The sequence below is a fragment of the Nonomuraea sp. NPDC050691 genome (assembly GCF_040654455.1).
In the GTDB taxonomy this organism is placed as follows: Bacteria; Actinomycetota; Actinomycetes; order Streptosporangiales; family Streptosporangiaceae; genus Nonomuraea.
Genome location: NZ_JBFAIA010000120.1, coordinates 1 through 26,093, shown reverse-complemented (window position 1 = coordinate 26,093; position 26,093 = coordinate 1). Strand labels below are relative to the sequence as shown.

Sequence of the window (26,093 nt, the reverse complement as noted above, 5' to 3'; positions counted from 1 at the left end):
TAATCCTCCATTAGTCCAGGATTTCTGGCCTAAAAATGGCGCGCTGGGGAAATTTCGGTGTACGCCGACTCGGTCACGCAGACGTTGAACATCGCCAGGCCCGTGAGCGACAGCGCGCCGAGCAGCACCCACTCCCGCGGCGTCAGCCGGACGAACCGCAGCCCCATGACCCGGGCCGCGACCAGCAGCACGACCGCGGCGAGCAGGTAGCGCACCGCTTGCCCGCCGTACACCGGATAGTCCTTGACCAGGCCGGAAACCCCGGCCAGCGTCCCTACGAGGAACATCGCGCACGCGGCGCCGACGACACCCTTTCCCATGTCCGAGGATGCTAGGGAGACAATGGTCCACATAAACAGTCCAATCCTCTGCCGTGAATGGGGACCAATATGGGCGATCTGTACGTCCCGCTGGACCATGGGCGGGGCGGCGTGGCCGCGCAGGTGGCCTCCGGGCTGCGCGACGCGGTCTGCTCGGGGCGCCTGGCCCCCGGCGACCGCCTGCCGTCCAGCCGCGACCTGGCCGCCGACCTCGGGGTGTCGCGCGGGGTGGTGGTCGAGGCGTACGAGCAGCTCGTCGCGGAGGGCTTCCTCGTCTCGCGGGTCGGCTCGGGCACCCGCGTGGCCCCCGCCGCCACCCGCGACCGCGCGGCCCCGGCGGGGGACCAGGAGCCGTACCACGACTACCAGAGCCGGGCGACCTCGCCCGATCTCGGCCACTTCCCGCGCGAGCGCTGGCTGGCGGCCCTGCGGCACGCCCTGACCACCATCCCGTCCGACGCCCTCGACTACGGCGACCCCGGGGGCATCCCCGAGCTGCGCGAGGAGCTGGCCGGCTACCTCCGGCGGGTGCGCGCCGCCGACGTGGACCCGGCCAACCTCATCATCGTGGGCGGTGTCGCCCAGGGCCTCAGCCTGGTGCTCCACGTGCTGGCCGAACGCGATGGCCGGCCCGGGAGGGGCGACCGCGAGGGCCGGGCCGACCCCGAGGGACGGGCCGACCGCGCGGGACGGTTCGGGCGCGGCGGCCGGCTCGGGCTGGCGGTGGAGGACCCGACCAGCCACCGGCAGGTGCCCCTGCTGCGCCGCGCCGGGGCCGACCTGCTGCCCGTGCCGGTGGACGAGCGGGGCCTCGACGTGGCGGCGCTGCGCGACCGCCCGGCCCGGGCCGTGCTGGTCACGCCCGCCCACCAGTACCCGACGGGCGTGGTGCTCTCGCCCGCCAGGCGGGCCGCGCTCGTGGAGTGGGCGCGCGAGGCCGACGCGATCGTGCTGGAGGACGACTACGACGCCGAGTTCCGCTTCGACCGCGACCCGGTGGGCTGCCTGCAGGGGCTCGCGCCCGACCGCGTGGTGCTGGCGGGCAGCGTCAGCAAGGCGCTGGCGCCGGGGCTGCGGCTCGGCTGGGTCGTGGCCCCGCCCGCGCTGGCCGGGGCGATCCGGCTGGCGCGCGGCGAGTTCGACCTCGGCTCACCGGTGATCGAGCAGTACGCGCTGGCCGGCTTCCTGCGCACCGGCGGCTACGACCGGCACCTGCGACGCATGCGCCGGGAGTACCGGCGGCGCAGGGACGCCCTGGTCAGGGCGCTGGCCGAGCACCTGCCCGAGGTCCGCGTCCGGGGCATCGAGGCGGGCCTGCACGCCTGTCTCGACCTGCCGGCCGGATGGGACGAGGGGAGGGTGGTCGCGACGGCGCGGGAGCTGGGCCTCGCGGTGGAGGCCGTGGGCCCGATGCGTTTCGCGCCGGGCCGCCCGGCGGTGGCGGTGGGATTCTCGCGGCTGCCGGTCCACCGGGCGGCGGAGGCCGTGCGCGAGCTGAAGCTCCGGATGTCCGGCTAGGCCGCCGTCTTGACCGCGGGCTCGAACCCCCGGGCCAGGACGATGATCACGGCCGCCAGCACGAGCGGCGCGGCGAACGCGATCCGCATGTCGAAGGTGTCGGCCAGGGCGCCCACCAGTGCCGCGCCGACGATGAAGCCCACGTAGTTGAACAGGTTGACCCGGGCGATGGCCACGCCCGTGCCCGCCGGGTCGAGCCGTCCCGCCGCCGAGAACGACTGCGGCGCCACCACCGACAGGCCCACGCCGGTCAGCCCGAACGCCACGATGGCCAGGGGCTGGCTGGGCGCGACCACGATGCCGAGGAAGCCCAGGGTCGCGATGGCGCCGCCGATCCGCACGATGGCCGCCGAGCCGTACCGGCGCACCGCGAGGTCCCCGCCGAGCCGTACGGCCAGCGTCGTGGCCTGGTAGGCGGCGTAGGCCAGCGGGATCACGCCCGGGGAGGCGAACAGGACGTCCTTCATGAAGACCGTGCTGAAGTTGGAGACCGCGGCGTCGCCGATGTACAGGAAGCCCATCGCCAGACAGAGCGGGATGATCGGCTTCCACGGGAACCGGGCGCCGGGCGCCGCCTCCGCGTGCTCGACCTTCTCCTCCTCGGCCGTGCAGAGCTGCGACCCGGCGAAGAGCGAGGCCGCCGCGGCCAGCACCATGGGCGCGCTCATGACCACCGCGAGGTCGAGCTGGGACCCGGCCGACGCCCACAGCGCGCCGAGCAGGCTGAACACGCTCCACACACAGTGGAAGCCGTTGAGCACGGCCCGGCCGTACCTGCGCTCGACCGCCACGCCCTGCATGTTGATGCCCGCGTCGACCGCGCCGACCGCCAGCCCGAACACCAGCAGCGCGACCAGCAGCACCGGCACGCTCGGGGCGAACCCGGCGAGCACCACGGCGGCGGCCACGGTCGGCTGCGCGGCCCGCAGCAGCGGCTTGCTGCCCCGCCGCGCGGCGAAGGAGCCGGCCGCCACGCTGCCGACGCCCGCGAAGACCGGCACGACCAGCAGGAGCAGGGTCAGCGTGCCCTCGTCGAGGCCGTGCCGGTTCTGCAGGTTGGCGACCTGGGTGAGCAGGGTCGCGAACGACAGGCCCTGTACGGCGTAGGCGACGTACGTGGCGAGACGGGCCTGACGATCACGGGGGGTCGGCACGGCGGCCTCCAGGTGGGGGGTCAGCAAACGTGAGGCGCGGTCAGGTTAGCGCTCGACCGGCCCTTTCGCCAGGGCGCACACACCCAGCGCCACCACGGCGGCCACCTCCGTGACCGCGAGACCGCGCTCCACCAGGCCGAGCGGCATGACCTGCCACCACGCCAGGCCGCTGCGCGCCCCCACCAGCACCACCGCGACGATCCCCACGACCCACAGCACCGAGCCCAGCCCCAGCCCGAAGGCGGCCAGCGCGGGACCCCGCCGACCGGCGTGCCGCCAGGGACGGGCGATCACCAGCGCCGCCACCGGCAGGCTGAGGAACGCCACCAGACTCCCCGCCCGGTGGATGCTGCCGCTCAGGCTCGGGCCGACCGACCAGTCGTGCTTGGGGAACCAGGCCGTCACCAGCAGCCCCGCGCTCCACGCCATCAGCGCCAGCGTGCCGAACACGCCCGCGAGCCGGGTACGGGCCAGCGCGACGCCGATGGCCGCCGAACCCGCCGAGAGCAGCGCGACACCGAGACCGAACACCCAGCCGTACGCGCCGAGGCCGTGCTCGCTGATGGTCCTGCGCAGCGGGTTGATCTCACCCGGCCCGGCCAGGTCCAGGCCGGCGACCACCGCCACGCCGGCGCCCACCGCGCCGAGCCCCCATCGCACCGCCTGCCGCACGAACTGCCTCCCTCCGGCCGCCGCCGGACGGGCGGGCCTTGCTCCGGTCAACGGGCGGGCACGCCGCCCGATTCCGCCCTTGGCCGCCCATGACCGTACGAAACCAGGACTCGTACGGACTCGTCACCTTGGCCGGACCCGCCGAGGCGAGCACGCGGGCCTTCCGCCGGATATCGTCGAGATGTGAACGAGCGCCCGGGAGCCTGGCTGCCCCGCCTGCAGGAGGTCGGCGAGCGGCTGGCCGAGGAGTGGATCAGCGCCCGGCGCCCCGCCAGGCCCGACACCCCTCAGCCGCAGGAGCTGCGCGCCTCCGACGACGACCGTGAACGCGTCGCGCAGGTGCTCCAGGACGCCCACGCCGACGGCCGGATCACCCTGGAGGAGCTGGAGGAGCGGCTCGGGATCGTCTACTCCGCCCGCACCCTCGGCGACCTCGCGGACCTCACCGCCGACCTGCTCCCGGCCGACGAGCAGCCGCTGCGGCTCGACGGCCGGCCCGTGTCGGCGTTCTTCAAGCAGGAGCAGCGCGGCGGACGCTGGGTGGTGCCGGCCGAGCTGGACGTGACCGCCATGTTCGGCACGACCAAGCTCGACCTGCGCGACGCCATCCTCCAGAACCAGCGCATCGTGATCAACGCCACGCTCGTCTTCGGCGGGCTGGAGATCCACGTGCCGGAGGACCTGGAGGTCATCCGGGTGACCAAGGACAAGACGGTACGGCTGACCAAGCAGCCCACCGAGCCGGGCGCGCCCGTGGTCGAGGTGCGCACCACCAACTTCGCCGGCGAGGTCAAGGTCAAGGAACCACCCCGCCGCAGGCGCCGCCGCTGACCGCCTCCGGGCTCAGCCCGCGGTGTCGAAGTTGATCGCGCTGTAGGCCCGGAGCTTCCAGAGCTGGTGCTCGCTGTCGACCTTGCGGATCGTGCCCGAGCGCCCGCGCATCACCAGCGAGCTGGTCATCGCCACGCCCTTGCCGTACCGCACGCCCTGCATCAGCTCGCCCTGCGTGATGCCGGTCGCGGCGAAGAAGACGTCGTCGGAGCTGACCAGGTCGTTGGTGGTGAGCACCTTGTCGAGGTCGTGCCCGGCGTCGAGGGCCCGCCGTCGCTCGGCGTCGTCGCGCGGCCACAGCTTGCCCTGGATCACCCCGCCGAGGCACTTGAGCGCGCACGCCGCGATGATGCCCTCGGGGGTGCCGCCGATGCCCATCATCAGGTCGATGCCCGTGCCCATGCGGCCGGCCATGATGGCGCCCGCCACGTCGCCGTCCACGATGAACTTGATGCGCGCCCCGGTCTCCCTGATCTCCTTGACCAGCTGGTCGTGCCGGGGCCGGTCCAGCACCACCACCGTGACGTCGGCGGCCGAGCAGCCCTTGGCCCGCGCCACCGCCGCGATGTTGGCCGCGACCGGCGCCTCGATGTCCACCACGTCGGCCGCCTCCGGCCCGGTGACCAGCTTCTCCATGTAGAACACCGCCGACGGGTCGTACATCGAGCCGCGCTCGCTCACCGCGATCACCGACACCGCGTCGGGCATGCCGAGCGCCGTCAGCCGGGTGCCGTCGATGGGGTCGACCGCCACGTCGCACTCGGGGCCGCTGCCGTCGCCCACGTGCTCGCCGTTGAACAGCATGGGGGCGTCGTCCTTCTCGCCCTCGCCGATGACGACCACACCGTTCATGGACACCGTGTTGATCAGCTGGCGCATCGCGTTGACCGCGGCGCCGTCCGCCCCGTTCTTGTCACCCCGCCCGACCCAGCGGGCGGCGGCCATCGCGGCCGCCTCGGTGACGCGTACCAGCTCCAGAGCGAGGTTGCGGTCGGGGGCGTGCTCACCCGTCGCCAGCGCTGGGGGTACGGACGTCTGATCGGACATGATGGCGGGCCCTCCTTGTGGACAACTGACTCGATGGTAGTTGCGTACCCAAGGTCAACCGAGAAATGGGTCCGCCGGGAACATCCTCAGGTCAGCCGGACGCCGGGGAGTCCCGGGCGCCGTCCTGGCGCGGCGCCGTCCCGGGGAGCCACGTCCGCGTACCCGGGGCAGGTCGATGCTAGTTGTCCATGTATCCCCGGACAGCGGAGGATAATCTGCCTGCCATGAGCAGCGATGTGGAACAGCCGGTCACAGCCCGCACCTCCGAGCGGGGCGCTGCCACGCGCACCGCGCTACTCAAGGCCGCCAAAGAGGTCTTCGTCTCCAAGGGCTTCGCCGAGGCGGGCGTCACCGACGTCGTGGGCCGGGCCGAGGCCAGTGTGGGCAGCCTCTACCACCACTTCTCCGGCAAGGCCGACCTCTATCTCACGCTGTTCGAGGAGTTCCAGGCCAAGCAGGCTCAGCGCACCAGCCAGGCCGCCCGCGAAGCGCGCGCCGAGGGCGAGACCGACCCGATGAAGGTGTTCATCCGCGCGGCCCGGGCCTACCTCGACGGGTGCCTGGAGGAGCGGGAGGTGGCCGCGCTGTTCCTGCGCGGCGACGGGCCGCCCGGCTTCGAGGTGGTCATGCGCGACCGGCTGCGCAAGTGGGCCGAGCGCAACGCCGCCCTGTTCGACGACGACGAGGGTGCCCTGGTCGTGGTGATCACGGGCGCGCTCGCGGCGGCGGTGTCGGAGGTCGTGCGCACCGGCGACCGGGCCCTGGGTGAGGACGTGCTCGCGATCATCGGCCAGATCCGACCGGCCGCTTCGGCGACCGGCGCCACCAGCGGGTAATCTCGCGAGGTGTGCGACGGTTCACTGAGGGGTTCTACGGCTACGCGGTAGCGCTGTTCGTCTGCCTGGGGGCGGCGGGCCTGTTCCTGCTGGTCGCACCGCAGGGCCGCGAGGAGCACATCCCCCGGCGCGACTACTCGATCACCGTCGCCAACTTCGCCCGCACCGTGCCGTACCAGGTGTGGGCTCCCAAGCAGGACCCGGCCGGATGGGTGCCCAACAGCAACCGCATCGCCAAGGGCGAGCACGGCGCCCAGGTCCTGTCCATCGGCTACGCCACGGCCAAGCGCGAGCACGCCATGCTGGTGCAGAGCGACGAGAAGCCGGCGGCCGGGTTCGCCAGCCGCATGGCCAACACCGACAAGGCGATCGGCGGCCAGCAGGTCGCCGGGCAGCCGTGGGAGCGCCGGTTCCGCGAGGACAAGAAGCAGCGGTCGCTGGTGCGCGTCCTGCCGGACGTGACGCTGGTGGTCACGGGCACGGCCGACTGGCCTGAGCTCGGCGAGCTGGCGGCGACGCTCCAGCAACGCCCGAAGGGCTGAGCGGGCCGTTCCAGGCGGGCGGAGCGGCGGGGCTGGGCGCGGTCGCGCGCCCGTGACCCTAGGGTGGTGACGTGGCAGACGAGAAGGCACCCTCATACGAGCAGGCCCGCGAGGAGCTGACCGAGGTGGTGCGCCGCCTGGAGACCGGCGGGCTCACCCTTGAGCAGTCGATCGAGCTGTGGGAGCGGGGCGAGAAGCTGGCCGCGATCTGCGAGGAGTGGCTGCAGGGGGCCAGGGTCAAGCTCGCCGCCGCGATGGCCCGCCGCACCGAGTCGGGCGCCGCCCGCGACGACGACGCCCCCTTCTAGCCGACGACGACGCCCCCTTCCAGCCCTCGACCTGGCCTCGACCTGGTGGCCTCGTCGGGGCGCGCTTCCGGGCGTCAGGCGGGCTGGAGGTCCAGGGCGACGACGGGGATGCGGCGCTCGGTCTTCGCCTCGTACTCGGCGAACCCGGGGGCGATCTCCACCATGCGGGCGTAGAGCCGGTCGCGCTCGTCGCCCTCCACGACCTCCGCCTTGCCCCGGTACGTCTCCGTGCCGATCTCGGCCGTGACCTCCGGGTGGGCGACCAGGTTGTGGTACCAGGCGGGGTGGTGGTCCGCGCCCGCGTAGGACGCGATGACGATCACCCGCTCGCCGTCCTTCATGTACATCACCGGCGTGGTGACCTGCTTGCCGCTCTTCCTGCCCGTGGTGGTCAGCAGCACCAGGGAGGCGCCCTCGAACATCCCGCCGACCTTGCCGCCGTTGGCGCGGAACTCGTCGATCACCTGCTGGTTGAAATCGTTGGCCATGACCGTGCTCCTTGAACCGGAAAACTCTCCGCTTGAGTGAGAGCACAGCCTAAGCGGAGAAAATTCCGCTTACAAGCTGTTCGGTGACAAGCCGGAGGTATGCTCTGCGGCGTGTGCGGACGCGAGCTCCTGCCCGTCCTCGGGCAACCCCAGCCCGAACGCGCCGACGCCGCCCGCAACCGCCGGCGCATCATCGACGTCGCCTCCCGGCTCATCGCCGAGCGCGGCGCCCACCAGCTCTCCCTGGACGAGGTCGCCCGCGAGGCCGGTGTCGGCGTGGGCACGGTCTACCGCCGCTTCGGCGACCGGACCGGGCTGGTGTGGGCGCTCATCGACGAGCACGAGCGGCGCTTCCAGACCGCGTTCATGACCGGACCGCCGCCCGTCGGCCCCGGCGCGCCCCCGGACGCGCGCCTGCGCGCCTTCCTGCGGGCGCTGGTGGACCGGATGGTGACGCAGCAGGACATCCACCTGCAGCTCGAACTGGGAGCGGCCAAGGGGCGGTACAGCGGGCCGTACCGGATCCACCACACGCACGTGGCGGCACTGCTGAATGAAGCGCGCCCGGACATCGACGCGGGCTTCTTCGCGGACGCGCTGCTCGCCCCCGTCAACGTCCGCCTGATCCGCTTCCAGCTCGAGGAGCGCGGCATGTCGGCCGAGGAGGTCAAGTCAGGGCTCGACGCCCTGACCGACGCCGTTCTCCACGCCCCGCCGGACGGGCGTGGCGGCGAGGCGTAGCGTCACTCCGGGCCGGCGGCCGGCTTGGGGGCGCGGGGCTTGCGGGCCTTGGCGGGCTTGGGCGGGTCCTCGGGAGTCTCGGGGGAGTCCTCCGCGTCCGGGCCCAGGGCGCGGACCGAGAGGCGGTCGTCGGTGAGGCGGACCGTCAGCAGCGCCCCAGGCGAGACGTCCTTGGCCAGCCGTACGACGTCGCCCGAGGGATGCTGGACGATCGCGTAGCCGCGTTCGAGCGTGGCGGCCGGCGACAGGGCCACGAGACGGGCGCGCAGGTGCGTCAGCGAGTCGCCGGCCCGGTCGAGCGAGCCCGACAGTGACCGCCGGGCCCGGTCGCGCAGCGCCTCCACCTGCTCCGCGCGCCGTTCGAGCTCACGTACCGGGTCGGCCAGCGACGGCCGCGAGCGGGCCGACGTGAGCCACGACATCTCCCGGTCGAGCCAGCCGCCCAGCACCCGCCGACCTCGGTCGCGGAGCTGACGCACCAGCGTGAGCTGCTCACCCACGTCCGGCACCACCTTCTTCGCGGCGTCGGTGGGGGTGGAGGCCCGCACGTCGGCCACCAGGTCCAGCAGCGGGCTGTCCTGCTCGTGGCCGATCGCGCTCACCACCGGGGTACGGCAGGCGGCCACGGCCCGCACCAGCGTCTCGTCCGAGAACGGCAGCAGGTCCTCCAGCGAGCCGCCGCCCCGGGCGACGACGATCACCTCGACCGAGGAGTCGGCGTCCAGCTTCCGCAGGGCCTCGGTGACCTCACCCACCGCGTACGGCCCCTGGACGGCCACCTCCTCGACCTTGAAGCGCACGGCGGGCCAGCGGCGCCGGGAGTTCTCCAGCACGTCGCGCTCCGCCGCCGAGTCACGCCCGCAGATCAGGCCGACCGTGCCCGGCAGGAACGGCAGCCGCCGCTTCCGGTCGGCGTTGAACAGCCCCTCGGCGGCCAGCAACTGGCGCAGCCGCTCCAGCCGGGCCAGCAGCTCGCCCACGCCGACCGGCCTGATCTCCAGCGCGGTGAAGGCGAACGACCCTCGGTTGACCCAGAAGTCGGGTTTGACGTGGACCACCACGCGGGCGCCGTCGGCCGGACGCGGCACGGCCGCCTCGTACACGCCGCGTGGAGCGGTGACCCGGGCCGAGACGTTGGCCACCGGGTCGCGCAGCGTCAGGAACACCGTGCCGCCGCGCGCGCTCAGGTCGGTGATCTGGCCCTCGACCCAGACCGTGCCCAGCTTGCCGATCCAGCCGCCCACCATCTGCAGGACGGTGCGGATCGGCAGCGGGGACTCGGGCGAGGTCTTCGTGGTCATGCCGGAAGACTACGGGGCCGCGGCGGCTATTCCCCGGCCTGGAGCTTGGCCAGGCGGTTCTCGAACATCTTGATCACCTCGGGGCGGCCGGCCGTGGCCTGCTCGTACGTCAGCAGACCGCTGATCTGCTCGGCGGACTTGCCGCGCATCCTGGCGCGCAGGGAGGCCACGGTCAGGTCGCCGTAGCCGGGGAGCGGCTCGGCCAGGGTGGTCGCGCCGGCCGCGCCGTCGGCGGCCTCGGATGCCGCGGCGGCTTCAGGGGTCGCGGCGGCGGCCTCCGCGAGCGCTCCGGCGGCCGGAGCGGCGGGCTCGGCCTTCGCCTTCGGCTTGGCCGCCGCCTTCGGCTTCGCTTCGGCCTTGGGCTTGCCTTCAGCCTTGGCCTCGGCCGCGGGCTCGGCCTCGGTCTTGGGCTTGGCGGCGCGCTTCGCGGTGGCCTTGGGCTTCGCCTCCGTCTCGGGAGCGGTCTCCGCCTTGGGAGCGGCCTCGGCCTCGGCCTTGGGGGTGGCCTCCGCCTTCACCTCGGCCTCGGGCGCGACGACGGGCTCGGGCTTGGACTCCGCCACGGTCTCCGGCTTGGTCTCCGGCTCGGCGTCGGTCTTGGCCTCGGGGGCGGGCTCGGGCTCGACCGAAACCGGCTTGGCGGCCTCGGCGGGCTCCGCGCCGGGAGCGGGCTCGGCCACAGCGGTGGGCTCGGCCGCGGCGGTGGGCTCGGCCGCGGCGGTGGGCTCGGGGGCGGCGGCGGGCTCGGCGGGCTCAGTGGTGGCGGGCGCGGCAGTGGTCTCCGCGGCCGGCTTGGCGGGGGTGAAGATCACCGGCTCGGGCTTGGCCTTGGCGGCGGAGCCGTTCCGGTCCGCGGCCTTCTCGCCGGCCTTCTCCGCGGTCTTCTCCGCGGTGCTCGACGGGCGCGGCGCGAAGATGACGGGCTCCTTGCGGGCGGGCCGCTCGTCCTCGACCGGCGTGGCCACCGCACCGGCGGCCGGGGACCGCGTCTCGGACTCCTCCTCCTTGGAGCCCAGCCCCTTGATGGAGTTCTTCACCCGGTCCACCAGCAGCAACGCCTGCCCGGCTGCGCTCAACGTGGACTGGACGACGATGAGAGGAAGCTCCTTGGCCTTCTCCTTGTCGGTGACGGTCTTGGCGATGTTGCGTATCACGTCGCTGAGGGACATGACGTCTCCCTGGGAGGTCTGTATCGGAGGGCCAGTGTGGCAAACGGCGAGCGGGCGTGCACGCGCGGTCCAGCCCGTCCTCCACGTAGCATTACCAAGTATGGAGCCCCGTACTTCCCGCAGAGTCCTCGTAGCCAAGCCCCGCGGCTACTGTGCCGGCGTCGATCGGGCCGTGGTCGCGGTCGAGAAGGCTCTGGAGCAGTACGGTGCGCCGATCTACGTCCGTAAGCAGATCGTCCACAACACCCACGTCGTCAAGACGCTGGAGGCCAAGGGCGCCATCTTCGTCGAGGAGACCGAGGAGGTGCCCGAGGGCGAGATCGTGGTGTTCTCCGCCCACGGCGTCTCCCCGGCCGTGCACGGCGAGGCGAAGCAGCGCGGACTGCGCACCATCGACGCCACCTGCCCGCTGGTCACCAAGGTCCACAACGAGGCCAAGCGGTTCGCCGCCCAGGACTACGACATCCTGCTGATCGGCCACGAGGGCCACGAGGAGGTCGAGGGCACCTCCGGCGAGGCGCCCGAGCACATCCAGCTCGTCGACGGCCTCGACGCGGTCGGCAAGGTCCAGGTGAAGGACCCGTCCAAGCTGGTCTGGCTGTCGCAGACGACGCTGTCGGTCGACGAGACCACCGAGACCGTCGCCCGGCTCAAGGAGCGCTTCCCGACGCTGATCGATCCGCCGAGCGACGACATCTGCTACGCCACCCAGAACCGCCAGGTCGCGGTGAAGGAGATCGCCGCCCGTTCCGAGCTGGTCATCGTCGTCGGCTCCGACAACTCCTCCAACTCCAAGCGCCTGGTCGAGGTGGCCAAGGAGCACGGCGCCGACGCCGCCTACCTCGTCGACAACGCCTCGTTCATCCGCGACGAGTGGCTGGACGGCGTCACCACGGTCGGAGTGACCAGCGGCGCCTCGGTGCCGGAGGAACTGGTGGACGAGGTGCTCACCCGCCTGGCCCGCCACGGCTTCGACGACGTGGAGCAGGTCGAGTCGGTGCAGGAGAGCATGCGCTTCGCGCTGCCCCACGAGCTGCGCAAGGACCTGCGCGCCTCCTGACCCCGAACAACCGACCCCGAACCGGCACTGAGGGGCCGGAGGTCACTCCTCGGTCTGCGTCCGTGGCGTGCCGTAGACGCGGGGCTCGAAGTAGCCCTCGGGCTCCGGCTCGTACGGCTGCCGGCGTGACGGGCGGGCCGCCTCGGCGCCCGCCCGCAGTTCCTCGCGCAGCTCCCGCACGTTGTCGCGCAGCCCGCGCCGCAGGGCCACGCCGAGCACCACGGCCGAGCCCGCGAACAGCCAGGGGGCGCCCGCCGACAGCGACGTGTACAGCCCGAGCGCCAGCGACTGCGCCAGCGAGGCGGAGCCGAGCGCGCGGACGAACTCGACGACGAGCGTCGCCGCGAAGAACACCAGCGGCGGCGTCACCACCAGCGACAGCAGGTCGCGCGGGTTGACCAGCAGCACGCCGAGCAGACTGGCGGCCACGAACGCCGCGCCCACCACGAGCGGCAGGCCGAGCGGCCCGGCCAGCGCGTAGGCGGCCACGGTGACGGCCAGGGCGAGCACGATGGCGCCGCGGGCGGTCAGCCTCACGCCCGGGCGCTTGCCCTTCTCACTCACTGGCCCCCGCCCCCCTTACTGCGATCCGTTGGCCAACTTACCGTTGACCGGGGAAATCAGAGACGGGGTTTCCAGCAGTTCGGGTGAGGCGAGCGGCCTCGGCAGGCCCTCCAGCATCTCCGGAGAGCCGAGCTCACCGTCCACGACGCCCAGATCGTGAAGTTTGCGCGCGCTGACGAGCACACGGCTCTCAAGGGATCCCACAGTCTTGTTGTACGCCTCGACGGCCCGGGTGAGCGACTTACCGAGGGTATCGACGTTCCTGCCCAGCGACGCGAGCCGCTCGTACAGCTCCTTGCCCAGCTCGAACACGGCACGGGCGTTCTCGCTGAGCGCGGCCTGCTGCCAGGCGTAGTGCGCGGTGCGCAGCATGGTGATGAGGGTGGTCGGGGTGGCGATGTGCACGCGCCGGGTCATCGCGTACTCCAGCAGCCCCGGGTCGCGCTCCAGCGCCGGAGCGAGGAACGCCTCGCCGGGGATGAACAGGACGACGAACTCCGGCGACGGGTTGAACGCCTGCCAGTACGCCTTGCCCGCCAGCCGGTCGATGTGCTCGCGGACGTGCCGGGCGTGCGCGTCGAGGCGCACGGAGGCCAGCGACTCGTCGGACGCCTCGGCGGCCTCCAGGTAGGCGGCCAGCGACACCTTGGAGTCGACGACGATGTTCTTGCCCCCGGCCAGCCGCACCACCATGTCGGGCCGCATGGAGCCCTCGGTGACCTGCTCGTCGAAGTCGCAGTGGCGCTGCATGCCGGCGATCTCGGCGACCCGGCGCAGTTGCAGCTCGCCCCACCGGCCGCGCGCCTCGGGCCGCTGCAGGGCGCGTACCAGGGCCGTGGTCTGCGAGCGCAACTCCTGGCTGCTCTGCCGGACGAACTCCATCTGCTTGGCCAGCTCGGCGCGGGCGGCGCGCTGCCCGGCCTCGGTGTCGCGAAGCTGCGCCTCGACCCGGGCGAGCGCGTCCCTCAGCGGCTCGACCAGGTGCTCCACCGCCTGCCTGCGCTGGTCGAGATCGCCCGCGGCCTCGGCCCGCGTGGCGGCCAGCCGGGTCTCGGCCAGTTCGAGGAAACGCAGGTTGTTGACGTCGAGGGCACGCGTGGACAGGGCCTGGAAACGCTCGGTGAGCTGCTCCTCGACGTAGGTGAGCTTGTCGTCCGCGGTCCTGGCCCGCGCCTCCGCCTCGGCCACCCGCACCGCCGCTCTCGTACGGGCGATCAGGAAGCCGATGGCGAGACCGGCGGCGAGTCCGATGAGAAGCGAGACGACGTCCATCAGAGGGATGATGGCAGGATCGCCCGGCCCGATCCGCCAGACACGCTTGCGCGGGCCCCGACCGTCACGCAGAGTACCCACATGACTACTGGTTTGCGCACGGCGGTGTCGCTCGCCGTGGCGGCCTTCGGGGTGGCGGGCGTGGTCGTGCTGGCGGGAACGGCCGTCCGCACGGAACCGCCCGCTCCTGACGCGACCAGGGCGCCCCTCCGCTGGGAGCCGGGCGCCTGTGTGAGCGGCTCGGGCGCCGGTTACGTCCTGACGCCGTGCAACGGGGGACAGTACGAGGTGCTGGCCGTCGCCGCCGACCCGCCCGGGCACGGCGGCTGCCCCGACGACACCGACGACGTGGTGCGGATCGGCGACGGCCGCACGGCCTGCGTCCGGTCCTACCTCGACCCGCACCTGGGCGCGCCGGGCGCCGGCGGCGGCATGCTCAGGGCGGGCGACTGCGTCGCGCTCGACGGCCGCGAGCGGCCCTGCGCGCGGCAGGGCTGGTACGGCAGGGCACTGGCGATCGAGAGGCGGGCCTCGGCCTGCCCGTCCGGCACGCTCGACACGGTCGGCACCGGTCCCGTCGCCTGCCTGGGGGCCGGCGGCCAGGTGCTGGACCGCGGCATGTGCGTGGCCAGGCCGGCCGACGACACGGTGAGCCGCGCGGCGATCACGCGGGTGGGGTGCCGGTCGCGCGGTGCGTGGGCGCGGGTGACCTCGTTCGAGACCAGGCCGGAGAGCTGCCCGAAGAGCTCACAGCGCTATCTGAGGGCGCGGGGGGCCTACCGGCCGGTGACCTGTCTGCGTCTCGTCAGCAAGTAGACTCGCTGGACGTGAGCGAGCGCAGCCAGGCAACCACCACCAGCAGCGGCCGGGGGCTCGTGCGGCCGGTTAAGGAGCACGCATGAGCCTGTCCATCGGCATCGTCGGCCTGCCCAACGTGGGCAAGTCCACGCTGTTCAACGCGCTGACCAAGACCGGCAACGCGCTGGCCGCCAACTACCCGTTCGCCACCATCGAGCCCAACGTGGGCATCGTCGGCGTGCCCGACGACCGGCTGCCCAAGCTGGCCGAGATCTTCGACTCGGCGCGCATCCTGCCCGCGAAGGTGGAGTTCGTCGACATCGCCGGCCTGGTCAAGGGCGCCTCCGAGGGCCAGGGCCGGGGCAACCAGTTCCTCGCCAACATCCGCGACACCGACGCGATCTGCCAGGTGATCCGGGTCTTCAGCGACCCCGACGTGACCCACGTCGACGGCGAGATCTCGCCCAAGCGCGACATCGAGACGATCAACACCGAGCTGATCATGGCCGACCTGCAGACGGTCGAGAAGGCCGTACCGCGCCTGCAGAAGGAGGCGCGCAACAACAAGGACAAGAAGGCCGCGCTGGAGGCCGCCGAGAGCGCCCTGAAGGTCCTGGAGACCGGCAAGACCATCTTCGAGAGCGGGCTCGACGGCGAGGGGCTGCGTGAGCTCCACCTGCTGACGGCCAAGCCGTTCCTGTACGTCTTCAATCTCGACGCCGACGAGCTGACGGATCCCGACCTGCGGCGGCAGCTCTCGGACCTGGTGGCGCCGGCCGAGGCCGTGTTCCTCGACGCCAAGATCGAGTCGGAGCTGGTCGAGCTCGACGACGAGGAGGCGCTGGAGCTGCTCCAGTCGGTCGGCCAGGAGGAGTCGGGCCTGTCGCAGCTCGCCCGGGTCGGTTTCGAGACGCTCGGCCTGCAGACCTACCTGACGGCCGGGCCCAAGGAGACCAGGGCCTGGACGATCCGCAAGGGTGCGACCGCGCCGGAGGCCGCCGGGGTCATCCACACCGACTTCCAGCGGGGGTTCATCAAGGCCGAGGTCGTCTCGTTCGACGACCTGATGGAGGCGGGCTCGATCGCCAAGGCCCGCTCGCTGGGCAAGGCGCGCATCGAGGGCAAGGACTACGTCATGCGCGACGGCGACGTGGTGGAGTTCCGCTTCAACGTCTGAGGCCTCGAGGGATCACGTACGCGAGGTCCGATTTCCACCGGCGTCCCGCGTCCGGATCGGGGAGAGTCGTCACGACCCGACCCCTATCGGAAGCTGAGAACCAGCGGAAATGCATACGATCTCCGACCTGAAGGTGCTGTACTTCGGCACGCCCGTGGTGCTGATCGGCTCGCGCAACGAGGACGGCTCGGCCAACCTCATGCCGATGTCGTCGGCCTGGTGGCTGGGCGAGCACGCCATGCTCGGTCTGGGCACCAGCTCCCAGACCTCGGCCAATCTCGCCCGCGAGCGGGAGTGCGTGCTCAACCTGGTGCCGTCGTCGCTGGTGGACGCCGTGGACAGGCTGGCGCTGCTGACCGCGAACCCGGTGATCCCCGAGCGCCGGGTGAAGCAGGGCTACCGGCACGAGCGGAACAAGTTCGCGGTGGCGGGGCTGACCGAGCAGGCGGCCGACCTGGTGAAGGCGCCGAGAGTGCTGGAGTGCCCGGTGCAGCTCGAATGCGTCGTGGAGGAGGCCCACGCCTTCGGTGGTCCGGACGGCAACGCGACCGCCTTCCAGGCCAGGGTGGTGCGCGCGCACGTGGACGAGGAGCTGATCATCCCTGACACGCACTACGTGGACCCGGTGGGCTGGGACCCGCTCATCATGAAGTTCTGCGAGTTCTTCGGCGGCGGGTCCAACCTGCGTCCGTCGCGTCTGGCGCAGGGCTGGCAGATGCCGCACCGGCTGGAGCGGAAGGAGGGCGCCGCGCGCGGTTGAGTGTTCGGCCACCCGGGAAAACGACGAGACGTCAACCACTCCGGGCACCTAGGCGTCGAATCGTCACGGCGTTCACGCTGACTCGGGAGGGCCCTCATGATCCGTCGCATCATCCGGGAACGACGTCCCGCACCCTCGCTCGCGGGCATCACCCTGGAGGAGGAGCTCGCCCTGCTCAGGGTCGAGCTGATGTACGGCCTGCGCGTGAACCGCGAGGCGTACCTGCGCAGGAAGGCGGATGAGCGGGAGGAGCTGGCCATGTGGATGCGCGAACGCGACGCCGCCACGATGCTCGCCGAGCTGCGCGGCACCCTGGAGCGCACGGTGCCCCGGCGCGACCTGCCCGCCCCGGTCGGCCGCGACCTGCCCGCCTCGACCGCACGTGACCTGACCGCCCCGGCCGGAGATGTGCGCGCCGTGCGCGGTCCGTCCGCAGCGGGCGACTCCGGCCCGGCCGCCTGAACGGGCCCGTCACGGCTCCGCGTACGCGGAGCGCGTAACGCCTCCTCGCGACCCCCGTCCCGCGGTATAGGCGCTGACCAGGCCGCACGCCCGCCGAGGCGTGCGGCCTGCCCGTCTTATACCAAATATGCAGGTCGCGACAGTCCCTACGCCCTTTGGACAGGAACCTCTGGCCCCCGGGTAATGCGGCAAAGGGCATCTGGCCTGGTCAAATGCCTATTCTGCGCGTTTGCCGCAAGAACCAACACTCCGGGGAGTCATGCGTACTCGGTTTGCCCCCGGGCGGCGATGCCTGCAGCATGGGCGTGGCTTTCCTGGAACAATGGCGGAGACCGGATAGGGTGACTGCTTCACCACGGATGATGGGGATCGGCAACGGACGACACCGCGCCAGCCGGGGGGATTGGCGCGAGCGGAGGCGTGATGGCTCGTAGGTCAACCGTCCAGCACGGTCCTCGGATCGCTGGCGACCCCGAGCTTTCGGCGCGCCCTGAGTACACCGACTACGACCTGCCGCCCTCGCGGCGGCCGCGCCGCGGGCGCTGGTCGGGTGGCGGCGGGCGCTGGCTCGTCTGGATGGGTCGCGCCATTCTGTGGGCGCTTATCGTGGTAATCGTGGTCAATGGGGTCCGTGCACCATTTGAGCGGTTTACCCAGCAAAACGCCCCTGCGACGAATGCCGCGCCCGCGACGGGCAACGGATTCCCCACCCAGCGTGGCATGGCGTTCGCCGCCCAGTTCGCGGGCGTCTATCTGAATTTCAGCCCGGCCGACGCCACGAGCAGGCAGGGCAAGCTCGCCGCGTTCCTGGCCGAGGGCATGGCTCCCCAGCTCGGGTGGGACGGCAACGGCAAGTTCGCCGCCGTCGCCATCCAGCCGTACGACATCAAGGCCGACGACGCCAGCAACGCCGTCGTCTCGGTCGCCTTCCAGTCGGGCACGCGCAGGATGCTGCTGTCCGTGCCGATCTACTACTCCGGCGACGACGCCGGCGGCCGGTTCGTCGTCTCGGGCAGGCCCGCGATCCTGCCCGCGCCCGCGCCCGCCGACCTTCCCCAGGTCGCCGCGGCCGAGACCGACGACGTCGCCGAGGCCGAGCTCAAGCCCCAGATGGAGGGCTTCTTCAAGGACTACGCCTCGGGGGACGCCGCGGGGTTGCAGCGCTATCTCGCCGTGGGCGCGACCGTGCCGAGCTTCGGCGGCGCGTTCACCTTCGGCGGGTTGCAGGAGCTCGTGGTGCCTGTGGGGGGTGCCACCCGAGAGGTCGAGGCAGTGGTGGTGTGGGTCGTGCCCGGCGCCTCACCGTCGGTCGACTCCAGCGCCGAGCCGAGCGCGGCGGCCGGCCGCATCGAGCAGGCCTACCGCCTCACCGTCGAGAAGCAGGGCGACAAGTGGTACGTCAAGGACATCCGCGGCGCCGGTCGGGCCGTTGGATAGACGCACGACCGCGCTGCTGATCGGCACCCCCCGGGAGGACAAGAAGTGATCTTGAAGACCATAGTGCTCAACCTGATCCACATGACGCCGTCGCCCGCGCCGACCGGCGTCAACACCGAGGGGCTCGCCGACTTCCTGCGCGCCTTCTTCGCTCCGCTGTTCCTCGTCGTCGTGTCGGTCGTCGCCCTGTTCTTCCTCTTCACCCGTGAGATCACCAGATTCGTGCAGTTCCTGATCCTGGCCGTGGCCATCGGCGTGATCTTCTACGTGCCCAACATCATCGAGGTGACGGCGAAGGCGATCGCGGGCGCGCTAGGCATCAAGTAAAGGATTGAGACCGCTCCACGGCGGTCATGAACGAGCGGGTGGAGAGGAGGACCGCGTGGACCTGCCCACGTACACGAACATCTGGCGCATCGAGAAGCGGCTCTACAAGCTGTACGACCTACGGCTGCCGATGCCGCTTCCCATCGTCTGGATAGGCGTGTTCGTCGGGGTCTTCGTTCCGTGGTCGCTCCTGCTGGTGCTGATCGGCGTGCCCGTGGCGATGCCCTGGCATGTGCTGTTCCTGGTGCCGCCGGGCATCGTCACCTGGCTGTCCACCCGTCCCGTCATCGAGGGCAAGCGGCTGACCGAGCTGCTGGAGTCCCAGCTTCGCTATCTCGGGCAGCCGCGCGCCTGGTACCGCCTGGCGCCGATGTCCGAGCCCGAGACCGTCAGCTTCTCCGGCCGCGTCTGGCACACCGCGCCCGCCCCGGTACGCGTGAAGAAGGCTCGCAAGGCCCGCGCCGCGCAGCGCAAGTCGCGGGCCGTCGAGGCGCCCGCCGGGCCGCGCGCCGTGCGCCCCGCCGTCGCGGCCGCTGCCGCCGCCGCCGCGCAGGCCCCGGTGGCCGAGCCCACCCCCGTCACCGGCGGCCTGGGCCGGGGGGTCGCCGCCCGGCGCGGCACGGCCCCAGCCCTCGGCCACCGGGACGAACCGGTGACCGTGCAGGGGGAGGCGTCGACGGTCACCCTGCGGGGTGACGTCACGGTCGGGGGTGACGTGACGGTACGCGGCGACGTCCATGTGGAGGGCGAGGTCACCGTACGCGGAGAGACGCCGCCGGTGCGGTGGGGCGAGCTGTACGGCGAGGACACGACGGAGCACCCTCCTTCCGCGCGGGGCGCGAAGCCGGGCCGTCGCGGTCGGGACGGGGACGCGGGCTCCGCGCCTTCGGACGAGAACGTACGGCCCGCGGACGGGGACGCGCCCGAGGAGGAAAGCGACCGGCCGGTGAGCCGGGGTACGACCCGAGCGGCAGGCAGCCGGCCGGAGCGCGAGGAACTCGCCGGAGAGGCGGGTTCCCGGCTTTCGAAGCGCAGGGAGGTTGCTGGAGAGGTGGGTTCCCGGCCGTCGGAGCGTAGGGAGCTTGCCGCAGAGGAGGACGACCGCCCCTCGGAGCGTCGAGGGCTTGCCGACGAAGGAAGTGGCCGGTCGGGGCGTCAGGAGGCGGCCGAGGAGCGAGGCGGAGTCGCCGGGGGTGGGGAGCGCGAGGCCGCCGGGCGGCGTGACGAGCGCACCGCAGCCCGGCAGGAGCCCGTGGTGGGCAAGCCCATCGACACGGAGGCCCTCCGCCGCCTGCGCAAACTCGCCGCCAGCGCCGACCCGCAACGCTCGACCCCGCGCGGCGGCTCGTCCGCGCTGCCCGATCAGCAACGTGCTGACAACTCCGCACGTGCTGACGTCTCCTCGTCCGCCGACGTCTCCTCGTCCGCTGACGTCGCCCGGTCCGCTGATGCCCCAGCGTCCGCCGACGCCACCGCGCCTGCCGACGCCACCGCGCCTGCCGACGCCACCGCGCCTGCCGACGCCACGGCACCTGCTGAGGGCTCTACAGCGCGCGGTGCCTCTGGTCCTGGCGTGGCGGCTTCGGGCGCGTTGGCTCGTGGTGTGTCCGCTTCAAGCGTGTCCGGTGGGGCTTCGGGCGCCTCTGGTGGGACGGCTGAGCGTGCTGTGGGCCGTTCGGAGAGCGTCGGTCGGCGTGACGACGAGGTGGCGCGCATGCAGCACCGCAAGGGGCAGCCGCCCCGGCAGGTGCCGTCGGTGCCGGGCACACAGCAGGTGTGGCCGCCGCAGGGGCCTGGAGCCAAGCCCGTTCGCCTCGTCCCATCGGTGCTCGGCGGCCCCGACGCCAAGCAGCCGGACGCTCCCCAGCCTGCCGCCCCCGCATCGGGTGACGACCAGAATGTGACGCCGACGCCCGGCGGCCTGGATGCGCCCACGCCCGCGTCCGGAGACCGTAGGACGTCCGCGCTGGAGGACCGTGAGACGTCAACGTCCGAAGACCGTGGGACGCCCGCGACGGGCGCGCGTGGGGACGTGCGCGCACCCGGCGACAGCGAGCCTGCCACTCCTGAGTCCGGCGAGCGTGCTCCTGCCGCGGCTGGGACGGTGGACGAAGCGCCTGTCACGTCCGCGCCCGCACGGGAACGCGCCGAGGAGCCCGTCACGCCGATCACGCGCGGTGCCGCCCCGCACGAGGCCACCCCACGCGAGGGTGGAGCCGGGCAGGCGGGTGGGCGGTCGCCGCAGCGGGTCGTCGGGGGTGCGGCTCGGGAGGGGCGGGTGCGCAGGGTCGAGTCCGTCGTCGGGCGCGACTCCGGCGGGTGGCGGCGTATCGCCCAGGTCGTCGTCGGCGGCGGCGGCGGGGTGCGCGGCGACGGGTCCGAGATCGACGAGGCCCGCGCCCGGGGCGTCTTCAGCGGCAGCCGCAGGATCGTGGTCCTCGGCTGCACCGGCGGCGCCGGCCAGAGCACGACGGCCCTGATGCTGGGTCACACCCTGGCCAGGTACCGCGACGACAAGGTGATCGCCGTCGACGCCAACACCGGCGGCGAGACCCTGACGAGCAGGGTGACCCCCGAGACCCCCGAGACGCTCGCCTCGCTGCTGGCCGGGCTGGACCACGTCGGCGGCTACCTGTCGATGCGGGGCTACACCACCCGCACCGCCTCCGGCCTGGAGGTGATCGGTGCCGACACCGACGCGGACGCCGAGCGGCGCCTGTCGGACCGCACACTCTTCTCCGACCACCGCCTCGGCCAGGTCATCCACCTGCTCGACCGCCACTACAAGCTGACCGTCATCGACCCGGCCGCTGCGCTGGCCGCCCGCGTCCTCCCGTACGCGGACCAGCTCGTCCTCGTGGTCCCGGCGAGCGAGGAGGCGGCGGAGGCGGTGGCGATGACGTACGAGTGGCTGGACGGGCACGGCTGCGCCGACCTGCGCAGGCGGGCGGTCATGGTGGTCAACGGGGTGAGCAGGCGCTCGATGTCCGACGTCGAGCAGGCGGAGGCGGTGGCCCGTGGCAGGTGCCGGGCCATCGTCCGGGTCCCCTGGGAGGACGACCTGGCGCCGGGGGGCGTCGAGCTCGTCGACCCGGGGCAGTTGCGCGCGGCCGGGCGCCGGGCCTATCTGGCCCTCGCCGGCGTGGTGGTCGCGGGCTTCGCGGCACAGTCCGTCCGAGTGAGCGAAGAGGAGTTGGCGAGTGACCCCCCGGGCACGAGAATCGGTGAGCGTTAAGTGAACGAGCGAGCGAGGACGCCCGGCTCATGCGCCGAGGGGGAGGCATGAGCCGGGCGTCCAGAGCGCATCAGCGCCTCGCGGTCCGCTACTTCGACGACCGCATCCTGCTCACCGACACCAGCGCATGGGCGTACTTCCGCCTGCCGACGGTCAGCTACGAGTTCGTCACCCCCGAGGAACGCGAGGCGCTGGCCACCAACATCACGATCGCGCTGGCCGCGATCCGGATGCCCGACGCCGAGGTTCACCTGCGGGTGGCGCACCGCACGTACCCGGCGGCCGAATGGGCGATGGCGCTGAACGGCACCTCCGACGAGGGGCCGGGCTGGCGCGACTACCTGGAGGAGATGTACCGCCACGTCTGGGCGAAGGACTTCTGGACGAAGGAGGTCTATCTCGGCGTACGGCTGGGTCCGCGCGGCCGGCAGATCGGCGGCGGCGTGCTGTCGCAGCTGTTCGGCTTCTACCAGCGCACCGAGAAGGTGCTCGGCATCGACGACGACCACGTGCCCGACGGTGAGATCGCCCGCTGGACGGAGCAGGCCGAGCGGCTCGGCAGGGCGCTGGCCTCCAGCGCCCTGTACGCCCGTCACGCCACCTCCGCCGAGGTGGCGTGGTTGTTCCAGCACGCGGCGGCCGGCGGCCTCGGCGACCCGCCGCCGTCGGCCAGCCCGAAGCGGCGCTGGGGCAAGGGCGAGATCGAGTCGCTGGTGGAAGGGGAGATCCACAACGGCCGGTCGCTGCTGCGTGTCGTGCAGCCGCAGGGCGACTCGTACGTGGCGCACCTGTCGTTCGCCCGTTTCCCCGACCTCATGCCGTTCCCGGACGGCGAGCCGTGGATGCATTTCGCCGACCAGCTCCCGTTCCCGGTGGAGATCTCGTCGCGGATGCGGCTGATCCCGCCGGTGAAGGCGTCCAAGGACGTCGCCCGCAAGCTGGCGCACGCCCGCGACATGGACATCCACATCCGGGAGGCGGGCGCGGAGGCGCCGATCGCGCTGGCCGAGCAGATCGACGCCGCCCGCATGCTGGAGCACGGCATCACCAAGGAGCGGCTGCCCTTCGTGTACGGCTGGCACCGGCTCATCGTGGCGGCCCCGACCGAGGACATCTGCGTGCAGCGGGTGGAGGCGGTCGTCGAGCACTACCGCGACATGGGCATCGACGTGGTCAGCTCGACCGGCGACCAGTTCTCGCTGTTCTGCGAGGCGCTGCCGGGCGAGAAGGTGCGGGTCAACGCCTACGCCCAGCGTCAGCCGCTGCGTACGATCGCGGGCGGCATGGCCACGGCCACGGTCGATCTCGGTGACCGGCTCGGGGAGGGTAGCGAGGGCTGGCACGGCCCGTACATCGGCGAGACCGTGGGCCGGGCGCGCAGCATCGTGCACTTCGACCCGCTGGTCGCGGCGACCCGGAACCGGCCGACGGCCATCGCGATCACCGGCGAGCCGGGCGGCGGCAAGACCACGCTCGCGCTGCTGATGATCTACCAGATGGCGCTGCGCGGCGTGACGGTGGCGGTCATCGACCCGAAGGGCGACGCCGAGTCGCTGGTGGAGCTGCTGCAGAAGCGGGGACGCAGGGCGCGCATCATCCCGCTCGGCTCGGCCGCGCCTGGCCTGCTCGACCCGTTCTCGTTCGGCGACGACATCGCGGCCAAGAAGACGATGGCCACGGAGACGCTGCGCCTGCTGCTGCCGCGCATGTCGGAGGAGCGGGAGTCGGCGATGATCCAGGCGGTCGCCGCCGTGTCCAACCAGCCGGACCCGTCGCTGGGCAAGGTCGTCGAGTTCCTGGAGCAGTCGGAGGACGCGGCCTCCAAGAACCTCGGCGCGGTGCTGCGCTCGATGTCGGAGATGCACCTGGCCAGGCTGTGCTTCGACCCGTCGGGTGGTGAGCAGGTCGACAGCGAGGGCTGGACGACGGTGTTCACGCTGGGCGGGCTGACGCTGCCGGACGCGGCGACCGGCCGCGACGACTACTCCTACGAGCAGCGGCTGTCGGTGGCGCTGCTCTACCTGGTGTCACAGTTCGCGCGGCGGCTGATGAACGGGCTCGACCGCCGCGCCCCGAAGGCGATCTTCCTGGACGAGGCGTGGGCGATCACGTCCACGCCGGAGGGTGCCAAGCTGGTGCCCGAGGTCAGCCGGATGGGCCGGTCCCGCAACACCGCGCTCGTCCTGGTGTCGCAGAACGCCGGCGACCTGCTCAACGAGCAGGTGACCAACTGCCTGTCGTCGGTGTTCGCGTTCCGGTCCACCGAGCGTGTCGAGGTGGGCCACGTCATGTCCCTGCTCGGGGTGGAGCCGTCGGAGGAGCACAAGGCGGTGCTGCGCTCGCTCGGCAACGGCGAGTGCGTCTTCCGTGATCTGGACGGGCGGGCGGGCCGCATCGCAGTGGACCTGATCTCGGAGGACCTGCTGCGCTGGCTCGACACGAATCCCACCCACGACAAACCCGGCGACAGCAGGCATGATCTTCAAGGGGGAGTGGGCCGAGCGCAGGAGGTACGGTCATGAAGGTCCGGCTACCCAGGCGGCTCGCGCTCGCGCTGGCCCTGATCGCGGGCATCCTCGTGGTCCCGCTCGTGGTGGGCGGCATGTCGCCGGCCGCCGCGGCCCCGTGCGACCTGTCGCCGGCGCTCACCCCCGAGGTGATCGGCAGCGGCGTCGACGGCATGATCCAGCCGCCGCCGAAGCCCGAGGGCACGGCTCCTGCGGCGACCACCAACTACGCGCAGTTCGGCATGAGCGGCCAGTTCTGGCACACCTACGGCCTGGGCTGCTCCGACATCGTCGCCGTCCTCGGCAACGGCTGGGCCAACACGGTCTTCCTGTGGGCCAAGGCGATCGACCGGGTGACGATCACCACCTATCAGGCCGCCGCCACGGAGGGTCCGCTCCAGTCCATCAAGGACGTGGTGGACGACATCGTGACGAACCTGTCGGAGGCGATGTACTGGCCCTTCCTCCGCCCGATCGTGATCCTCGGCGCGATCTGGCTGGCCTGGTACGGGCTGATCAGGAAGCGGGCCACGACCACGGCCGAGGGCGTCATCTGGATGGTGCTGGCCGTCACGGTCGCGACCTGGTTCTTCAGCCGCCCGGGCGACTTCACGGGCCTCGGCAAGGTCGTCACGGACAAGACCGGCGAGGTGGTCAACTCCGCCTTCTCCGGCCTGCCCGGCGCGGGCGGCGCGTCCTGCCTGCCCGGCCCCGGCCAGACCAGTCCCGAGGTGAAGGCCGGCGGCTACGGCCAGACGGGCACGCCGGGCGTCGACCAGAACGCCGACGCCCTGTGGTCCACGCTCGTCTGCAAGCCGTGGCTGGTGGGCCTGTTCGGCACGGCCGACCCGAACGCGCCGGTGGTGCGCGAATACGGCCGGCTCATGCTGGAGACGCAGGCGATCCCGGCGCCGCAGGCCGGACAGCAGGCCGCCGACCCGGCGGCGCACCAGGCCAAGTACGCCGAGATCGCGGAGAAGCTGCAGAACGACCCGCGCTTCGCCATCTTCCAGGGCAAGGACTGGACCTCGCGGCTCGGCGTGGCCATCGGCGCGCTGATCGCGGCCCTGGTCGCCGGCGTGCTGATCTTCCTGGTGGCGGTCTCGCTGCTGGTGCTCAAGGTCGGCTTCCTGCTGTTGCTGATCATGGGGCCGGTGTTCCTGCTGATCGGTGTGCACCCGGGCAGCGGGCGCATCATCGCGATGCGCTGGGTGGAGATGCTCGTCGGCACGCTGCTCCGGCAGGCGGTGCTGGCGCTGGTGCTGGGCGTGCTCGTGTACGGCTACGCACTGATCATCTCGACCGCGATGCCGTGGGGCCTGCAGATCCTGTTCATGGCCCTGCTGACGATCGCGGTGTTCTTCTACCGCAGGCCGTTCCAGCACCTGTTCGCCTCCATGAACGGCCACACGCTGACCACCCGCATGCTCGGCGAGGCGGCGAGCTCCCGCACGCTGGAGCGTTCGGCCGTGGCGCTGCCGCCGGTGGCCTCGGCCCGCATCGGGCGCTGGGGCGTGCGCAAGGCCGAGCCGCTCATCCAGGCCGCCGCGACCGGCGCGGCGGCGGG

Annotated in this window: 25 protein-coding genes; 16 read left to right on the top strand and 9 right to left on the bottom strand. The window is 72.2% G+C overall.

Annotation, left to right across the window (positions count from 1 at the left end; all coding sequences use genetic code 11):
- Window positions 1–29 precede the first annotated feature (29 nt).
- Window positions 30–320, bottom strand: a complete 291-nt coding sequence (locus tag AB0H81_RS31370; protein ID WP_358381767.1) for a hypothetical protein — start codon at window positions 318–320, stop codon at window positions 30–32.
- 69 nt (window positions 321–389) lie between these two features.
- Here AB0H81_RS31370 and AB0H81_RS31365 point away from each other — a divergent pair, with 69 nt between their 5' ends.
- A complete protein-coding gene (locus AB0H81_RS31365) occupies window positions 390–1,838 on the top strand; it encodes a PLP-dependent aminotransferase family protein (protein ID WP_358381765.1) in 1,449 nt (482 codons plus the stop codon).
- Here the strand turns inward: AB0H81_RS31365 and AB0H81_RS31360 are convergent.
- Both AB0H81_RS31360 and AB0H81_RS31355 read right to left on the bottom strand, forming a co-directional pair.
- On the bottom strand, window positions 1,835–2,992 hold the full coding sequence (locus AB0H81_RS31360) for an MFS transporter (RefSeq protein WP_358381763.1): 1,158 nt from the start codon (window positions 2,990–2,992) through the stop codon (window positions 1,835–1,837). The genes AB0H81_RS31365 and AB0H81_RS31360 overlap by 4 nt on opposite strands.
- 45 nt (window positions 2,993–3,037) lie before the next feature.
- Window positions 3,038–3,664, bottom strand: a complete 627-nt coding sequence (locus AB0H81_RS31355; RefSeq protein WP_358381761.1) for a DUF998 domain-containing protein — start codon at window positions 3,662–3,664, stop codon at window positions 3,038–3,040.
- 183 nt (window positions 3,665–3,847) lie between these two features.
- On the opposite strand from AB0H81_RS31355, the gene AB0H81_RS31350 reads away from it, so the two are divergent.
- The gene (locus AB0H81_RS31350) at window positions 3,848–4,495 is read left to right on the top strand and encodes a DUF1707 domain-containing protein (RefSeq protein ID WP_358381759.1); all 648 of its coding nucleotides are present in this window, start codon (window positions 3,848–3,850) and stop codon (window positions 4,493–4,495) included.
- Window positions 4,496–4,507: 12 nt separating this feature from the next.
- On the opposite strand, the gene glpX is transcribed toward AB0H81_RS31350, so the two are convergent.
- Window positions 4,508–5,542: a class II fructose-bisphosphatase gene (glpX, locus tag AB0H81_RS31345; RefSeq protein ID WP_358381757.1), complete on the bottom strand. Its 1,035-nt coding sequence runs from the start codon at window positions 5,540–5,542 to the stop codon at window positions 4,508–4,510.
- A gap of 224 nt (window positions 5,543–5,766) precedes the next feature.
- On the opposite strand from glpX, the gene AB0H81_RS31340 reads away from it, so the two are divergent.
- The 3 genes from AB0H81_RS31340 (at window position 5,767) to AB0H81_RS31330 (ending at window position 7,228) form a co-directional block, all read left to right on the top strand.
- Window positions 5,767–6,378, top strand: coding sequence for a TetR/AcrR family transcriptional regulator (locus tag AB0H81_RS31340; protein WP_358381755.1), 612 nt, complete (start codon window positions 5,767–5,769; stop codon window positions 6,376–6,378).
- 11 nt (window positions 6,379–6,389) lie between these two features.
- Complete coding sequence (locus AB0H81_RS31335) at window positions 6,390–6,920, top strand: DUF4245 domain-containing protein (protein WP_358381753.1); 531 nt, start codon at window positions 6,390–6,392, stop codon at window positions 6,918–6,920.
- 71 nt (window positions 6,921–6,991) lie between these two features.
- Window positions 6,992–7,228 (top strand): exodeoxyribonuclease VII small subunit, encoded by a 237-nt coding sequence (locus AB0H81_RS31330; protein ID WP_358381751.1) that lies wholly within the window; start codon window positions 6,992–6,994, stop codon window positions 7,226–7,228.
- Window positions 7,229–7,302: 74 nt separating this feature from the next.
- Here AB0H81_RS31330 and AB0H81_RS31325 read toward each other — a convergent pair whose 3' ends face one another.
- Window positions 7,303–7,716: a nitroreductase family deazaflavin-dependent oxidoreductase gene (locus tag AB0H81_RS31325; protein WP_358381749.1), complete on the bottom strand. Its 414-nt coding sequence runs from the start codon at window positions 7,714–7,716 to the stop codon at window positions 7,303–7,305.
- A gap of 111 nt (window positions 7,717–7,827) precedes the next feature.
- Between AB0H81_RS31325 and AB0H81_RS31320 the strand changes: the two genes are divergently transcribed.
- Window positions 7,828–8,457, top strand: a complete 630-nt coding sequence (locus AB0H81_RS31320; protein ID WP_358381747.1) for a helix-turn-helix domain-containing protein — start codon at window positions 7,828–7,830, stop codon at window positions 8,455–8,457.
- A 2-nt stretch (window positions 8,458–8,459) separates the two neighbouring features.
- Here AB0H81_RS31320 and xseA read toward each other — a convergent pair whose 3' ends face one another.
- Window positions 8,460–9,758 carry an exodeoxyribonuclease VII large subunit gene (gene xseA, locus AB0H81_RS31315; RefSeq protein ID WP_358381745.1) on the bottom strand — a complete coding sequence of 433 codons (1,299 nt, stop codon included), beginning with the start codon at window positions 9,756–9,758 and terminating at the stop codon, window positions 8,460–8,462.
- A 26-nt stretch (window positions 9,759–9,784) separates the two neighbouring features.
- Window positions 9,785–10,927, bottom strand: a complete 1,143-nt coding sequence (locus tag AB0H81_RS31310; protein ID WP_358381743.1) for a hypothetical protein — start codon at window positions 10,925–10,927, stop codon at window positions 9,785–9,787.
- A 100-nt stretch (window positions 10,928–11,027) separates the two neighbouring features.
- Between AB0H81_RS31310 and AB0H81_RS31305 the strand changes: the two genes are divergently transcribed.
- Window positions 11,028–11,987 (top strand): 4-hydroxy-3-methylbut-2-enyl diphosphate reductase, encoded by a 960-nt coding sequence (locus AB0H81_RS31305; protein WP_358381741.1) that lies wholly within the window; start codon window positions 11,028–11,030, stop codon window positions 11,985–11,987.
- Window positions 11,988–12,029: 42 nt separating this feature from the next.
- Here AB0H81_RS31305 and AB0H81_RS31300 read toward each other — a convergent pair whose 3' ends face one another.
- Together AB0H81_RS31300 and AB0H81_RS31295 are read right to left on the bottom strand one after the other, a co-directional pair.
- Window positions 12,030–12,551, bottom strand: coding sequence for a DUF6542 domain-containing protein (locus tag AB0H81_RS31300; RefSeq protein WP_358381739.1), 522 nt, complete (start codon window positions 12,549–12,551; stop codon window positions 12,030–12,032).
- Window positions 12,552–12,566: 15 nt separating this feature from the next.
- Window positions 12,567–13,823, bottom strand: coding sequence for a DNA recombination protein RmuC (locus tag AB0H81_RS31295; protein ID WP_358381737.1), 1,257 nt, complete (start codon window positions 13,821–13,823; stop codon window positions 12,567–12,569).
- Between the two features lie 81 nt (window positions 13,824–13,904).
- Here AB0H81_RS31295 and AB0H81_RS31290 point away from each other — a divergent pair, with 81 nt between their 5' ends.
- The 9 genes from AB0H81_RS31290 to AB0H81_RS31250 form a co-directional block, all read left to right on the top strand.
- Window positions 13,905–14,639 (top strand): hypothetical protein, encoded by a 735-nt coding sequence (locus tag AB0H81_RS31290; RefSeq protein WP_358381735.1) that lies wholly within the window; start codon window positions 13,905–13,907, stop codon window positions 14,637–14,639.
- Between the two features lie 82 nt (window positions 14,640–14,721).
- Window positions 14,722–15,798, top strand: a complete 1,077-nt coding sequence (gene ychF / locus AB0H81_RS31285) for a redox-regulated ATPase YchF (RefSeq protein WP_358381733.1) — start codon at window positions 14,722–14,724, stop codon at window positions 15,796–15,798.
- 109 nt (window positions 15,799–15,907) lie between these two features.
- Window positions 15,908–16,558, top strand: coding sequence for a flavin reductase family protein (locus AB0H81_RS31280; protein ID WP_358381731.1), 651 nt, complete (start codon window positions 15,908–15,910; stop codon window positions 16,556–16,558).
- A gap of 96 nt (window positions 16,559–16,654) precedes the next feature.
- On the top strand, window positions 16,655–17,020 hold the full coding sequence (locus tag AB0H81_RS31275; protein ID WP_358381729.1) for a hypothetical protein: 366 nt from the start codon (window positions 16,655–16,657) through the stop codon (window positions 17,018–17,020).
- A gap of 720 nt (window positions 17,021–17,740) precedes the next feature.
- On the top strand, window positions 17,741–18,457 hold the full coding sequence (locus AB0H81_RS31270; RefSeq protein WP_358381727.1) for a conjugal transfer protein: 717 nt from the start codon (window positions 17,741–17,743) through the stop codon (window positions 18,455–18,457).
- Between the two features lie 81 nt (window positions 18,458–18,538).
- Window positions 18,539–18,784 carry a hypothetical protein gene (locus tag AB0H81_RS31265; RefSeq protein ID WP_205303807.1) on the top strand — a complete coding sequence of 82 codons (246 nt, stop codon included), beginning with the start codon at window positions 18,539–18,541 and terminating at the stop codon, window positions 18,782–18,784.
- A 55-nt stretch (window positions 18,785–18,839) separates the two neighbouring features.
- Window positions 18,840–22,019: a TcpE family conjugal transfer membrane protein gene (locus AB0H81_RS31260; RefSeq protein WP_358381725.1), complete on the top strand. Its 3,180-nt coding sequence runs from the start codon at window positions 18,840–18,842 to the stop codon at window positions 22,017–22,019.
- A gap of 47 nt (window positions 22,020–22,066) precedes the next feature.
- On the top strand, window positions 22,067–24,541 hold the full coding sequence (locus AB0H81_RS31255; protein WP_358381723.1) for an ATP-binding protein: 2,475 nt from the start codon (window positions 22,067–22,069) through the stop codon (window positions 24,539–24,541).
- Window positions 24,538–26,093, top strand: a 1,556-nt coding sequence (locus AB0H81_RS31250; RefSeq protein ID WP_358381721.1) for a type IV secretion system protein, incomplete at its 3' end; no start/stop codon positions are given. The genes AB0H81_RS31255 and AB0H81_RS31250, both read left to right, overlap by 4 nt.